This is a genomic window from Obesumbacterium proteus (genome assembly GCF_001586165.1).
Classification (GTDB): Bacteria; Pseudomonadota; Gammaproteobacteria; order Enterobacterales; family Enterobacteriaceae; genus Hafnia; species Hafnia protea.
Map to the genome: position 1 here is coordinate 973,101 of NZ_CP014608.1, position 14,878 is coordinate 987,978.

Consider the following 14,878-nt stretch of genomic DNA (forward strand, 5'->3'; position numbering starts at 1 on the left):
CAGGGGAGGGAACTGTTTAGTGATGTTTGTAAGATCCTCGATCGGCTCCTCCCCCTGCGAAGGGGGAGGCTGGGAGAGGGTCAGTCCGCATTTACCCCACCCTAACCCTCCCCTTGGCAGGGGAGGGAACTGTTTGGTGATGCTTGTAAGATCCTCGATCGGCTCCTCCCCCTGCGAAGGGGGAGGCTGGGAGGGGGTCAGTTCGCAATACTGATATTTACCCCACCCTAACCCTCCCCTTGGCAGGGGAGGGAACTGTTCGGTGAGCTTGTAAGATCCTCGATCGGCTCCTCCCCCTGCGAAGGGGGAGGCTGGGAGGGGGTCTTTTCTTTGTTCTCTACAATTTCACCGCTTTAATATTCCATATCTCATCCGCGTATTCCTGAATCGTTCGGTCAGACGAGAAATACCCCATATTGGCGATATTCATCACCGCGCGGTGCGTCCATTCAATTGGCGTTTTATAAAGCTCATCCACTTTATCCTGTGTATCAATATAGCTACGGTAATCCGCCAGTAGCTGATAGTGATCGCCGAAATTTACCAATGAATCAAAGAGGCTTGCATAGCGGCGTGGATCTTCAGGGCTGAATGCGCCCGTCGCAATTTGGGTGAGTGCTTGGTTTAGCTCAGGGTCCTGTTCGTAGATTTGGCGCGGGTTATAGCCATTATTACGCAGTGCCTCAACCTGCTCGGTGGTATTGCCGAAGATAAAGATATTCTCTTCACCTACGTGCTTGAGCATTTCCACGTTTGCGCCATCTAACGTACCGATGGTCAATGCGCCGTTGAGCGCAAATTTCATGTTGCTGGTGCCCGATGCTTCGGTGCCTGCCGTAGAAATCTGCTCTGAAAGATCGGCGGCTGGAATAATCATCTGTGCCAAACTAACGCCATAGTTAGGGATGAAAACAACTTTGAGCTTGCCTTTGATGCGTTCATCGTTGTTGATCACTTTAGCCACATCGTTGATCAAATGAATGATTTGCTTGGCGTTGTAATAGGCTGAGGCCGCTTTACCGGCAAAAATCTTCACCCGTGGTGTCCAATCGTTTTCAGGATCTTGCAGGATGCGATTGTAGTGGGTGATGACATGCAACACGTTCAGCAGCTGGCGCTTATATTCGTGGATCCTTTTGATCTGCACGTCGAATAGCGCATTAGGATCCAGCACCACATTAAGCTTTTGCGCGACATATACGGCGAGCTGCTTTTTATTATGCAGTTTGGCCTGCTGCACATCGCGAATGAAGGTAGGGTAGTCGATGTGTGCTAACAGCTCATTAAGCTGGCTTAAGTCGGTGCGCCAGCGCTGCCCGATGTTTTCATCCAGCACTTTTGACAGCGGCTGATTAGCCAGCGCCAGCCAGCGACGTGGAGTGACACCGTTGGTTTTATTGCAGAAACGGTTCGGGAACAGATGCGCAAAATCGGCAAACAGCGATTGCACCATCAGCTCGGAATGCAGCTCAGATACACCGTTGACTTTATGGCTGGCAATCACCGCTAACCACGCCATGCGCACGCGGCGGCCATTGGTTTCATCGATAATGGAAACGCGTGACAGCAACGCATCATCATTAGGATATTGCTCTTTCACGTCTTTCAGGAAATGGTCGTTGATCTGGAAAATCAGCTGTAGATGGCGCGGCAAAATTTTGCCCAACATATCTACCGGCCACGTTTCGAGAGCTTCGCTCATTAACGTATGGTTGGTGTAGGAGAAAACCTGCACCACGACGGACCACGCCTTTTCCCACGTGAATTTATGATCGTCAATGAGCAGCCGCATCAATTCAGGAATTGAAAGCACCGGATGAGTGTCGTTCAGGTGGATGGCAATTTTCTCGGCGAGATTCTCTAAGGTGTGATGCGTTTGCCAATGGTGATGGAGAATATCTTGCACCGTTGCGGAGGCGAGGAAGTATTCCTGACGCAGGCGCAGCTCACGGCCTGAATAGGTGGAATCGTCCGGATAGAGCACGCGAGACACGTTTTCCGAGTGGTTTTTATCTTCCACTGCGGCAAAGTAATCGCCCTGATTAAACTTACCTAAATTGATTTCGCTACTGGCACGCGCTGACCATAAGCGCAGGGTGTTAGTCGCATCGGTGTCAAAGCCTGGGATGATTTGGTCAAAAGCCAGCGCCAGCACTTCTTCGGTTTCCAACCAGCGGGCGCGATTGCCCTCTTGCTGAATACGTCCGCCGAATCGAACTCGATAGCGCGTGTTATGCCGCACGAACTCCCACGCATTCCCGTACTCCAGCCAGTTATCGGGGGATTCCGCCTGCTGCCCATTAACGATGTTCTGCTTGAACATGCCGTATTCATAGCGGATACCGTAGCCGCGTGCCGGTAGGGCGAGCGTTGCCATGGAATCGAGAAAACAGGCCGCTAATCGACCAAGGCCACCGTTGCCAAGACCTGGGTCGATCTCTTCATCGATAAGTTCTTCAAGGTCGAGCCCCATTTCGTCTAAGGCTTGCTTGGTTTCGTCATACACGCCCATCGCCATTAAGGCGTTAGAAAGCGTGCGACCAAGCAAAAACTCCATCGAAAGGTAGTAAACCTGACGCACATCCTGCGAGAACTGAGCGCGCGTGGAACGCAGCCAGCGCTCGACCATTCTGTCTCGTACCGCGAATAACGTGGCGTTTAACCAGTCATGCTGATTGGCGATAGACGGATCTTTGCCAACCACAAACATCAGTTTGTAAGCAATCGAGTGTTTAAGCGCCTCGACGCTGACCACGGGCGAAGTATAGCTAAACGGTGAAGTCATAATCAGTACACCCCGATAATGAAAAATATGGGTTACAGCATCGATGGCAAGTCATGCAATTGGCGCCAGCCATGCCGATGAATTCTATATTTGGCTAAAGTCGGCGGTAGAGATCCAAATAGCTCACGGCCGCTTTTTCCCAACTGAAGTTTTGTGCCATGGCTTGGCGCTGCACATAGCGCCACAGCGTTGGGCGCGTCCAAAGAACAAAGGCGCGGCGCAGCGCATTCGACAAATCTTTGGCGTCACAGTCATTAAAGACAAAACCGCTGGCGCTGCCTTCGGAGAGGTTTTCCAGCGAGCAGTCATTCACCGTGTCGGCTAAGCCGCCGGTATGGCGCACCAACGGCAGGGTGCCGTATTTCAGTCCGTATAGCTGGGTTAGCCCGCAGGGCTCAAAACGACTCGGAACTAAAATAACGTCGGCGCCCGCAATGATTCGATGTGAGAACGCTTCGTGATAGCCGATTTGTACGCCAACCTGACCGGGATAGGCGGCTGCAGCGGCCAAAAATGCCTCTTGTAAAGGAGCATCCCCCGCGCCGAGCAGCGCCAGCTGTCCACCGCCGTTTAATAGCGTGGGCAGCGCTTCAAGGACCAAATCCAATCCCTTTTGGCTGGTTAAACGGCTGACAACCGCAAAAATCGGTTTTTCCGGATCGACGTCTAACCCCATGGCGGTTTGCAGATGCTGTTTGTTTAGTGCCTTCTCTTTGAGGTTTTCTCGCTGATAACAGTTGGCGATGAGTTTATCGGTCGCGGGATCCCAAATAGCATCATCAACGCCGTTGAGAATGCCGCTGAGTCTGCCTTCGCGTTCAAGCTGCTGTAATAGCCCTTCCATGCCATAGGCGAATTCAGGGCGGGTGATTTCTTTCGCATAGGTAGGGCTGACCGTGGTGACGTGATCGGCGTAAAACAGCCCGGCTTTTAAGAATGAGATTTGGCCATAAAATTCCAGCCCATAAATCTGGAAGAAATCCTGTGGTAGATATAGCTCAGCCATGTGATGGGCTGAAAATAAGCCCTGATAGGCAAGGTTGTGTACGGTAAACACAGAGCGAGCCGGGCGACCCCGCGCCGCCAGATATGCGCAGGCAAGGCCCGCATGCCAATCATGAGCATGAACGACCTGCGGACGCCAATAGTGGTCACAGCCGCTGGCCAGCTCTGCCGCGACCCATCCCAGCAAACCGAAACGTCGATGGTTGTCTGAGTAGGCATACATCGCCTGATCGTGATACGGGCTGCCGGGGCGGTCATAAAGATGCGGGGCATCAATCAAATAGATACCCACGCCCTGATAATGACCAAAACGCAGCGTAACGCGACCGGCAAAGGTATCCAGCGTGGCGACTTCATGTGTTTCAGGGATACCTTCTTTCAGCGCTGGAAATCCAGGGAGAAGAACGCGGACATTCGCTCCCTGAGCAATTTGCGCAGCAGGCATTGCACCGACAACGTCGGCTAATCCACCTGTTTTGAGCAGGGGAAACAGTTCGGAACAGACGTGCAATACGTACATCGGTAGTCCTCAGTCAGATTGGGCGCTAGTACCCGCTAGCCTTTCTGTTTACAGGGAGTCACACCCAACATTTCATCTCATAAACGAGCCAGCATTTCGCGCGTGACCAAGACAACACCGCCTTCAGAACGGTAAAAACGCTTGCTGTCTTCTTCTGCATTCTCCCCAATCACCATGCCTTCAGGCAGAACGCAGGCGCGATCGATAATGCAGCGGCGTAGGCGGCATGAGCGGCCAATGTTGACGTCAGGTAATAAAACAGATGAATCAATGGTGCAGAATGAATTAACGCGAACCCGAGGGAACAGCACCGAGTGAACGACCACGGAGCCGGAAATAATGCAGCCGCCTGACACCAGAGAGTTCATGGTCATGCCGTGGCTGCCTGAACGGTCTTGAACGAACTTGGCGGGTGGCAGCGATTCCATATAGGTGCGAATTGGCCAGCGTTTGTCATACATGTCGAGTTCTGGTGTGACCGAAGCTAAATCGAGATTGGCGCGCCAATAGGCATCCAAGGTTCCAACGTCGCGCCAGTACGGGGCAACGTCGTGCTCGTCGGTGCTGGTGACGCAGGAAAGCGTGAAGGGATGCGCCCAGGCTTTTCCCTGCGCGGTAATTTTAGGGATCAGGTCTTTACCAAAATCGTGGAAGGAATCCGCGAGGCTCATGTCTTCTTCCAGCAGCTGATAAAGATATTCTGCGTTAAACACATAAATACCCATGCTGGCGAGCGACATATCTTCATTGCCGGGCATAGCGGGTGGATTCTGTGGTTTCTCCAGAAACTTCAATATCTGGTGATCGTTGCCAACTTCCATCACGCCAAATTCGCTCGCTTCACTACGCGGCACGGGAATACAGGCCACGGTACATTCCGCACCGCTCTCCACGTGGTCGATCAGCATGCGCGAATAGTCCATTTTGTAGATATGGTCACCCGCAAGAATAACCACAAATTCAGCGTCATAGCGCCGAATAATATCCAGATTTTGATACACCGCATCGGCGGTTCCTTTGTACCAATGTTCTGACGCATCGCGCTGCTGAGCGGGCAGGAGATCGACAAATTCATTCATTGACTCGTTCAGGAACGACCAACCACGCTGAATATGCTGCACCAAGGTATGCGAGTGATATTGGGTGATCACCCCAATGCGACGAATACCGGAGTTGATGCAGTTCGATAGCGCAAAATCGACGATACGAAATTTACCGCCAAAGTGAACGGCCGGTTTCGCACGCGTCTTAGTGAGATCCTTCAAGCGAGAGCCGCGGCCACCTGCCAGAATCAGGGCCACAGACTGCTGAGGTAATTGACGGGCCAACATCAACTGGTTCTGATTTTCTGACTTAACCATTTCTGACTCCTTGTTTTTATGCGTGCAGTCCGCTCTTTAGGCCTTGGACTGCGCGTTGTAGGGCTATGAACGAATCAGTACGCATATGCTGTGTGCAGGCATGACCACGCGTTCAGTGTTGTTTACGGTATCCAATGCGTTGAATGGTGCAGACGCTTGCCAATGACCCGAAGGGAGGCAAACCTCTGCGTCGTTCTGCGCTGGATTCACGATCATTAACCAGTCGCCAGATAGCTGAATCTGTAGCAGTGACGGGGCGATAGCCTGCCATTCATCGGGCGTGAGCGGCTGTGCATGGGCATTCAGCCAGACAACGTTGCCATCGTTTTCATCCCACCACCGGTTGGCACAGAGCGCGGGAATGCGCTTGCGCAGCTGAATCAGCGAGGCGGTGTACTCCGTTAACGCGGTATCTGCGCAGGACCAATCCAGCCAAGCGATTTCATTGTCTTGGCAGTACGCATTGTTGTTACCTTGCTGGCTGTGGCCCATTTCATCACCGGCCAGAATCATCGGAGCGCCCTGTGAGAGCAGCAGCGTGGCGAGCAACGCCCGCTGGCTACGGCTTCTTCGGCGCTGGATGTCCTCATCGGCGTCTATCCCTTCCACGCCGTGGTTGTTGCTGTAATTGCTGTTGGTGCCGTCGCGGTTTTCCTCACCGTTAGCCAGATTATGTTTGTCGTTAAAACTCACTAAATCGTGCAGGGTAAAGCCATCGTGAGCGGTGATTTGGTTGATGCTCGACGACGGTGCGCGCCCGTGATGGCGAAATAACTGGCTTGAGGCCGCAAAACGCTCGGCAAACGCGCCCGCGCTGAGAGAGCCCTGTAGCCAAAACTGGCGAACTTCATCCCGATAACGATCGTTCCATTCCGAAAAGGTGAGAGGAAAATGCCCTAACTGGTAGCCATTGGGGCCGATATCCCACGGTTCGGCGATGAACTTCACCCGAGAGAGAACAGGATCTTGGGCGATGGTAATAAACAACGGCGCATGCCGATGAAAATCAGCGTTGCGCCCAAGCACGGTGCCTAAATCAAAGCGAAAACCATCCACATGGCACTCTTCAACCCAATAGCGCAGACAGTCCATGACCCACTGCACGCTATGCGGCTGAGTTAGCCTCAGCGCGTTACCACAGCCGGTCCAGTTTTCCAACGCGCCCTGCGCGTTTCGCCAGTAATAGCTGCGGTTATCGATGCCGCGTAACGACACCATCGGGCCGGTTTCGTCCAGCTCGGCGGTATGGTTAAACACCACATCCAGAATGACTTCAATTCCGGCGGCGTGTAGCGCTTTGACCGCGTCGCGAAATTCACTTAGCGGGGTAGTTTTGCTGCGGCCCGAGTGAAAGCTAGGCTCGATGGCAAAAGGGGCGAGAACGTTGTAGCCCCAATAGTTGGTGAGGCCGATTTTCTGTAAACGAGGCTCGTCGGCATGCAGCTGCACCGGCAGCAATTCCAATGCGGTAATACCCAATCGTTTTAGGTATTCAATCATCACCGGATGAGAAAGAGCGGCGTAGCTGCCGCGTAATTCCTTTGGAATTCCCGGATGTTGCTGGGTGAGGCCGCGTACATGAGCTTCATAAATCACGGTATCCCCCATAAAACATGAGGAGGGCGATCGTTCTCCCAGTCGTAGATCTCTTCACGCACGATGCAGTGGGGGACGATGTCGCGATCGTCCCGCCAGTCTGGTTCGTGTAGGCCGCCACACAGGCGATCGTCCAGCGGTAATGTGCCCGTGAGCGCGCGAGCGTAAGGATCAATCAGCAACTTAGCCGGGTTAAAGCGCTGGCCCTTTTCAGGACGCCACGGGCCATGAACGCGATAACCATATTCCAACCCCGCTTTTGCCCCAGGTAACAGCCCGTGCCAAACGTCGCCGCTGCGTGCCGGAAGCTCGTAGGATTCCTGATGCCCAGTTTTGTCAAAAATGCAGAGTTCAACCCGCGTCGCGTGAGACGAGAAGAGTGCAAAATTGACGCCTTCGGGCGTGATGTGGGCTCCCAGCGGGCCCGGATTACCGGGTTTTAGCATCAGACACAGCCTCCGACGGTGACGCTGGTTGAGGTACTAGCTGCAAATAGAGCGTTGCCAGCGGTGGCACGGAGATCTCGATAGAGAGCGGGCAGCCGTGGCTGCCAACGGATTGGCTATCGACGCCGCCCTGATTGCCAACATTGCTGCCGTGGTAATAGTAAGAATCGGTGTTCATGATTTCTTGGTAGTGCCCTGCATGCTCAACGCCGATGCGATAATGTTCGCGAGGTACCGGCGTGAAGTTGCTGACAACCAAAACTTCGTTGCCTGTTTCATCGCGGCGAACGAAGGCAAATACCGAGTTCTCATGATCGTCGACCACGCGCCAGCGGAAACCGCGTGCATCACAATCCCAGCGATGCAGCGCCGGATAGTCGCGATAACAATGGTTGAGGTCGCGCACCAGACGCTGCACGCCGTTGTGCCAGTTGTCTTCACCTTCTAGCAAATGCCAGTCAAGGCTGGTTTCGAAATTCCACTCGCGGCCTTGGGCAAATTCACAGCCCATAAACAGCAGTTTTTTGCCCGGATGAGCCCACATAAAACCGTAGTAGGCGCGCAGGTTGGCAAATTTTTGCCATGCATCGCCGGGCATTTTGTCGAGCATGGAGCGTTTGCCGTGCACGACTTCGTCATGCGACAGCGCCAGCACAAAGTTTTCACTCCATGCGTACAACAGGCCAAACGTCATTAAATTATGGTGATATTTACGATGGACCGGATCGAGCTTCATGTAGTCCAGCGTGTCGTGCATCCAGCCCATATTCCACTTGTAGTGAAAGCCCAGACCGTTGGCGTCGGGCGGCAGCGTAACGCCGGGGAAGTCGGTAGACTCTTCTGCCATCGTGACGGCGCCGGGGCGCTGTTCACCGATGGTTTTATTGGTATAGCGCAGAAAATCGATGGCTTCGAGGTTATGGTTTCCGCCGAAGCAGTTTGGGATCCATTCTCCCTCTTTGCGGCTGTAATCGCGGTGGATCATCGACGCAACGGCGTCTACGCGCAGGCCGTCAATGCCGTAACGCTCCATCCAGTACAGCGCGTTTCCGGCTAAGAAGTTGCGTACTTCGTAGCGGGAATAGTTATAAATCAGCGTGTTCCAGTCCTGATGATAGCCTTCACGCGGATCTGAATATTCATATAAATCGGTGCCGTCGAACTCTGCTAGCCCCCAAGTATCGCTGGGGAAATGGCCCGGAACCCAATCCAGCAGGACGTTGATCCCCGCTTCATGCGCTTTATCCATAAAGTAGCGGAAGTCTTCTGGCGTACCGAAACGGCGCGTTGGCGCGTACATGCCTAGCGGCTGATAGCCCCATGAACCATCGAACGGGTGTTCGTTAATCGGCAGCAGTTCGATATGGGTGAAGCCCATGTCTTTGACGTAGGGCACCAGCTGTTCCGCCATTTCACGATAGCTGAGCCAGAAGTTGTTATCGCTGTGGCGGCGCCATGAGCCCAAATGCACCTCATAGATGGAAACCGGCGCGTTGAGCTGATTAGCCGCGCTGCGTTTTTCATCCGGCGGAACTTTGTCTGGCAGTGGGGTCACTAGCGAAGCGGTGTCTGGGCGCATTTGCGCTTCAAAGGCATAGGGATCGGCTTTAAGCACGGTGTTGCCATGCGCATCGATAAGCTCGAATTTATACAGCTGACCCGCCTGCACGCCGGGAATGAAAAGCTCCCAAATGCCGCTTTCCTGTCGGATACGCATGGGATGGCGGCGGCCGTCCCAAAAATTAAACTCGCCGACCACGGAAACCCGCTGCGCATTCGGTGCCCAAACGGCAAAGCTGACGCCGCTGATATCAGCCAGATGCGTGGGATGGGCGCCTAAACTTTCATAGGGGCGTAGATGCTTGCCTTCGGTGAGCAGCCAATTATCGACTTCGCCGAGTAAAGGGCCAAAACGGTAGGGATCTTCGATGATTTGTTGATGATCGTTCCACGCGACGTTGAGCAGATAATCAAACGGATTTTTACGGCGCGGCAACAGGCCAGTAAAAAAACCGCGTTCGTCGATCAGATCAAGCTGAGCAACCATACGCGTCGTTTTGCGATCGAGTACCTGTACAGAGGTTGCATCAGGCAGCAGAGCGCGTACCACCAAACCTTTGGAGGTTTGATGCATGCCTAAGATAGAAAAAGGGTCAGCACAATGACCCGCTAGAAGCTGTTGCAGCATTTGACTGCTGGGAAGTACGGACATGGCATTCTTCCTTAGATTCACAGCATGAATCCATCATTCAATCATTCGTTTCTGAATAATTGCTAATAGACATCATGCCCGCCATTCAGAATATTTTTTGTGAGTGTTACTCGATAATTTTTGAGTAAAAACACAAAGGCACAAATCGCTACAGCATCACCGCCTGCTGGCTTTTTTATTGGATGGCTAACTTATAAATTAACCATTTTTAAGCATAGCCAGCTTTTCTAGATACATTTGCTAAACGGAGGGTTATTTTTTGTGATAACGAATGGGAAAAAAGAATTAGCAGAAAAATAGACCGCGAAAATGGCTTTCACGGTCTATTGGCAGAGTCGTTGAGTTAAGCCGCAGAAACCTTGCGGCGGCGTTTATCTAAATCGCTGATAAGCAGATTAATATCAGGATCGCTAAACATCTGTTCTAGGGTTTGGGTAAGCTTGCGCCGCCAGTTCGGATACTGGTCGCTGGTGCCCGGAATATTGACCGGCTTTTCCATATCGAGCCAATCTTCTGGCTGTAAGCCGAGTAAAGCGCTGGCGCTATCTGCCACGTAGCGCTGTAAGCCACGGTTGAGAACCGGGCTCATGGCTAAGCGGTCAGCTCGCCGTCCAATTTTTTGCGGTATACAGCCGTATTGATGCAGGCCATCCAGCAATCCTTGCTTAGCCGCCTCGCGATCCTGATGCAGTTTTCTCAGCACCTCAAGATCGGGATAAAGCCCCAGCTCCCTGCCTAAATGCAAATCATCGGCTTGCCAATAGCCGCGCAGCGTTGGCAGATCGTGGGTGGTGATGGTTGCCATTGCCTGCACGGTGTATGACTGCGGCGCACGGAAGCTGTTTTCCTGATCGTGCTCGAAATAGAGAACTTTGTAGGAGTAGACGCCACAATCACGCAGTTTAGCGATGATTTCAACGGGCACTGTACCGAGATCCTCACCGATAACCATGCACTGATTGCGCTGGCTTTCTAGCGCTAAAATGGCCAGCAAATCATCCACCGGATAGCGCACATAGGCGCCTTTATCGGCGGTTTCGCCATAGGGGATCCACCACAGGCGCAGCATCGACATGACGTGATCGATACGCAATGCGCCACAGCAGGTCATGTTAGCGCGCAGCATATCAATGAACGGCTGATAGGCACGCGCAGCCATAACGTGGGGATCCATCGGCGGAAGCCCCCAGTTTTGCCCAAGTGGGCCAAGAATATCCGGCGGTGCGCCTACCGAAGCTTTCAGGCAATATAATTCGGTTTCCCCCCAGGTTTCAGCGCCGCCTTCGGCGACGCCAACGGCGAGATCGCGATACAGCCCAATCGGCATCTTTTGTTGCTGGCAAACTTCGAAACATTCGGAAAGCTGGCTGTACGCAAGCCATTGCAGCCAGAGGTAGAAATCGACTTTATCCGTGCGCTGACGGCAAAAATCGGCTACGCCGCTGCTGTCTGCGCTGCGCAGATTGTCGGGCCATACTGGCCAACCCCACATGGTAGGATCTTGGGCATTCAGATGTGCATGTAATGCATCGAACGCCGCTTGCTGGTACAGGCTATGACCGCCTTGTTCAACAAACTGACGGAACGCTTTCAGGCGCTTATTGCTGCTTTTTTGCTGGATAAACGCGGGGAATGCGCGCTGTAGCGCATTGATCTTCAACGAGATAACGCTGGAATAATCAACCCATTCGCTGGCGCGAGCTTCGCTTAGGCGTCGCTGCGTTTCGGTATTGTTCCACCACGCTTGCGCTTCGTCACTGAGCTTAAACTCTTCCACTTGGTTGACATCAATGTAGGCCACGTTCAACCAGCGACGTGAGGATGGGCTGTAGGGGCTGGCACTTTCTGGGTTAGCCGGGTAGAGCGAATGGATCGGATTAAGGCCGACAAACGCCCCTCCACGCTTCGCCACGTTTAGCACCATCTGTTTGAGATCGCCGAAATCGCCGATGCCCCAATTATTATCAGATCGCAGCGTATAAAGCTGTACGCAGGCACCCCAAAGTTTACGGCCGGTCAGCAAGGCGTCTGGCTCATAACAGCGTTGAGGCGTAACGATAATTTGGCAAGTCCACTGCTGCGTTTCATCGCTTAACGTGAGTTGATGATAGCCCTGCGGTAGATCACGTGGCAGCGTCAGCGTTTTGCGTCGCTGTATTTTTCCTTGGAAGCGAGTCGCGTTAGGTGCCGATTTATCTGACGAGTGGGCTTCTAGCGCGAGCGTCCAGGTGTATTCTCCGGTGGTATGGAGATTGAGGATGCATGGGCGGCCTTGGGTAAACACCATCACCGGCGGAATCGGTGAGCCGACCTGAGTCGGCGTAAATGGATGCATCGCTTCCAGCAGGCGCTGCTTGGTTTCCGCGCTGATCGCCTGTTGTTTGCCGTGAGCATTAATGTAGCTGGCCGCGATACCTGCTTCCACCGCCAGACTTTCCAGCAGCTTCCGCTCGGCCTGCTGATGCTCCGTTATTTGTTCCATTGGTGGCGTTGTTTTCTCTTGCATGGAACAGCTCCTTAACGCTTTGCCTGCCAGATTCTCTTCTGGTAATCGCGGATTGACCGGTCAGAGCTGAACATGCCGACACGTGCGGTATTTAAAATCGTGGCGCGTGTCCATTGCTCTTGGTCGCGATATAACACGTCCACTTCTTTTTGCGCGCGGCAGTAGTCAGCAAAATCGGCCAAGACCAAATACGGGTCACCGCCGTCTAACAGGCTATGCAGCATTTGATCAAACGCTTGCTTATCGCCGTTGCTGTAATGACCTTTGGCCAACTCGTCCAGAATCAATTTCAGCTGCTTATCTTTACGATAAATCGCCTTAGGCTGATAGCCTTTGGCCAGCGTGGCTTTTACCTGCTCTACGGTTTGGCCGAAGATAAAGATGTTTTCCTCACCCACTTCCTGCGCAATTTCGACGTTTGCACCATCCAGCGTCCCGACGGTTAATGCGCCGTTGAGGGCAAGTTTCATGTTGCCGGTGCCTGAGGCCTCTTTACCCGCCGTGGAGATCTGCTCAGAGATATCAGCCGCAGGGATCATGAGCTCAGCGACGGAAACACGATAGTCAGGAATGAATGCGACCTGCAGACGTCCTTTCATCAGCGGATCGTTATTGATCTTCTCCGCGACTTTGTTGATCGCGTAGATAATATTTTTAGCCAAATAGTAACCAGGAGCGGCTTTTGCGCCGAACAGGAAAACGCGTGGTACGCGGTCAGCCTGAGGGTTGTCGCGCAGCTCGTGATAGAGCGCCAGAATGTGCAAGAGATTCAGGTGCTGACGTTTGTATTCGTGCAGGCGTTTGATTTGCACATCAAAGATCGCATCGACGTTAAGCTCCAGACCCATCACGTTTTTAACGTATTTGGCTAATGCGATTTTGTTGTCGCGTTTGATGGCCTGATATTTTTGACGGAACTTCGCATCGTCAGCATAGGATTCAAGGCCTTTCAGCACGTCTAAATCGTTCGCCCACTCTTTTTTCAGCGTTTTGTCGATAAGGCTCGCCAGCGCAGGATTACACTGTTTTAGCCAACGGCGCGGCGTGATGCCGTTGGTGACGTTATGGAATTTGTTGGGCCAGAGCTGGTGGTATTCAGGGAACAGATCTTTAACCACTAAATCTGAATGCAGTTGGGCAACGCCGTTGACCGCAAAACCGCCCACCACGCATAGGTTAGCCATACGCACTTGTTTATCGTAGTGAACAGCCAGTTTAGCCCATACCGCTTCATCATTAGGCCATTGCTTTTGAACCTGTTTTTTGAAGCGGGCGTTGATCTGTTTGATGATGTCAAAGTGGCGTGGCAGCAGGCTGCGAACTAAGCGTTCGTCCCAGCATTCCAGCGCTTCTGGCATCAACGTATGGTTGGTATAGGCAAAGGTGTTGTTGGTGATAGCCCACGCTTCATCCCACGACATCTGATGTTCGTCCAGCAGCACGCGCAGCAGCTCGGGGATCGCAATTGTTGGGTGCGTGTCGTTGAGCTGAATCACTTCATATTTTGGTAAGTCTGCCAGCTTGCGGCCTGCCAGATGGTGTTTGTGCAGAATGTCAGCCACGGAGCAGGCGCAGTGGAAATATTGCTGCATCAGGCGTAAGCGTTTACCGGCCTGATGGTTGTCATTGGGGTAAAGCACTTTGGTGAGCTTGGCGGCTTCAATACCGTCGCTTTCTGCTTTGAGGAACTGACCATCGTTGAACTTAGTTAAATCAAACGGGTGCGCATGGGTGGCTTGCCACAGACGCAGCGGTTGGCTCACGCCGTTGTGATAGCCCAGAATCGGCAAATCCCACGCTTCGCCACGCAGCGTGAGCGCTGGCTGCCAGCGTACTGAACCGTCTGGCTGTTTGACCAGCTTACCGCCAAAGTTAACGTCCACATTCAGGGCGCTGTTATGGCGGAACCACGGGTAGCTTTCGCGCTCCCAGTTGTCTGGCGCCTCCATCTGGTGACCTTCGCTGAAGGACTGACGGAAGAGACCATATTGATAGCACAAGCCATAGCCTGTTGCTGGTTGTTCAACGGTTGCCATGGAGTCCAAGAAGCAGGCCGCTAAACGGCCTAAACCGCCGTTGCCCAATGCTGGATCGGTTTCTTGCTCCAACAAATCGCTGAGCAGAACGTCATGCGCTGCGAGGGCTTTTTCTACGGCGTCATACCAGCCCAGATTAATCAAATTGTTTGCGGTTAAGCGCCCAATCAGAAACTCCATGGATAGGTAGTTAACATGGCGCAGCTCGCTTTTTGCCACGGCCTTTGGCTGCGGTAATGCAGACAGCTGCTCGGCGATTGCCGCACTCACAGCCTGCCACCATTGATGCTCCGTCATCTGGTTTGATGCGGTTAGTCCGAAGTGCTGCCATTGGCGGGTAAGCGCCGCCAAGAATACGTCCTTATCAAATGGTATGTGCGACATATCAGTCTCTCTCAAAGCATAAAGTTC

General features: G+C 53.0%; 6 protein-coding genes and 1 pseudogene. All 7 read right to left on the reverse strand.

Annotated elements, in window-relative coordinates:
- Positions 1 to 337 precede the first annotated feature (337 nt).
- The 7 genes and pseudogenes from glgP to malP all read right to left on the reverse strand — a co-directional run bounded on the left by glgP (position 338) and on the right by malP (position 14,851).
- Positions 338 to 2,785 (reverse strand): glycogen phosphorylase, encoded by a 2,448-nt coding sequence (gene glgP, locus DSM2777_RS04670; RefSeq protein WP_061553297.1) that lies wholly within the window; start codon positions 2,783 to 2,785, stop codon positions 338 to 340.
- 94 nt (positions 2,786 to 2,879) lie between these two features.
- A complete protein-coding gene (gene glgA / locus DSM2777_RS04675) occupies positions 2,880 to 4,310 on the reverse strand; it encodes a glycogen synthase GlgA (RefSeq protein WP_061553298.1) in 1,431 nt (476 codons plus the stop codon).
- A 77-nt stretch (positions 4,311 to 4,387) separates the two neighbouring features.
- Entirely contained in the window at positions 4,388 to 5,671 is a 1,284-nt protein-coding gene (glgC, locus tag DSM2777_RS04680) for a glucose-1-phosphate adenylyltransferase (RefSeq protein ID WP_046459452.1), read from the reverse strand.
- Between the two features lie 63 nt (positions 5,672 to 5,734).
- Positions 5,735 to 7,713 (reverse strand): annotated as a pseudogene (gene glgX / locus DSM2777_RS04685) (glycogen debranching protein GlgX).
- The gene (gene glgB / locus DSM2777_RS04690) at positions 7,697 to 9,925 is read right to left on the reverse strand and encodes a 1,4-alpha-glucan branching protein GlgB (RefSeq protein WP_061553299.1); all 2,229 of its coding nucleotides are present in this window, start codon (positions 9,923 to 9,925) and stop codon (positions 7,697 to 7,699) included. The pseudogene glgX and the gene glgB overlap by 17 nt, the downstream one beginning before the upstream one ends.
- Positions 9,926 to 10,268: 343 nt before the next feature.
- Positions 10,269 to 12,407, reverse strand: a complete 2,139-nt coding sequence (malQ, locus tag DSM2777_RS04695) for a 4-alpha-glucanotransferase (RefSeq protein ID WP_237087844.1) — start codon at positions 12,405 to 12,407, stop codon at positions 10,269 to 10,271.
- 35 nt (positions 12,408 to 12,442) lie between these two features.
- On the reverse strand, positions 12,443 to 14,851 hold the full coding sequence (malP, locus tag DSM2777_RS04700) for a maltodextrin phosphorylase (RefSeq protein ID WP_061553301.1): 2,409 nt from the start codon (positions 14,849 to 14,851) through the stop codon (positions 12,443 to 12,445).
- Positions 14,852 to 14,878 lie beyond the last annotated feature (27 nt).

Coding starts and splice junctions, on each gene's coding strand:
- malQ (WP_237087844.1), bottom strand. CDS start 12,407: ATGGAACAAATAACGGAGCATCAGCAGGCCGAGCGGAAGCTGCTGGAA.
- malP (WP_061553301.1), bottom strand. CDS start 14,851: ATGTCGCACATACCATTTGATAAGGACGTATTCTTGGCGGCGCTTACC.
- glgP (WP_061553297.1), bottom strand. CDS start 2,785: ATGACTTCACCGTTTAGCTATACTTCGCCCGTGGTCAGCGTCGAGGCG.
- glgC (WP_046459452.1), bottom strand. CDS start 5,671: ATGGTTAAGTCAGAAAATCAGAACCAGTTGATGTTGGCCCGTCAATTA.
- glgB (WP_061553299.1), bottom strand. CDS start 9,925: ATGTCCGTACTTCCCAGCAGTCAAATGCTGCAACAGCTTCTAGCGGGT.
- glgA (WP_061553298.1), bottom strand. CDS start 4,310: ATGTACGTATTGCACGTCTGTTCCGAACTGTTTCCCCTGCTCAAAACA.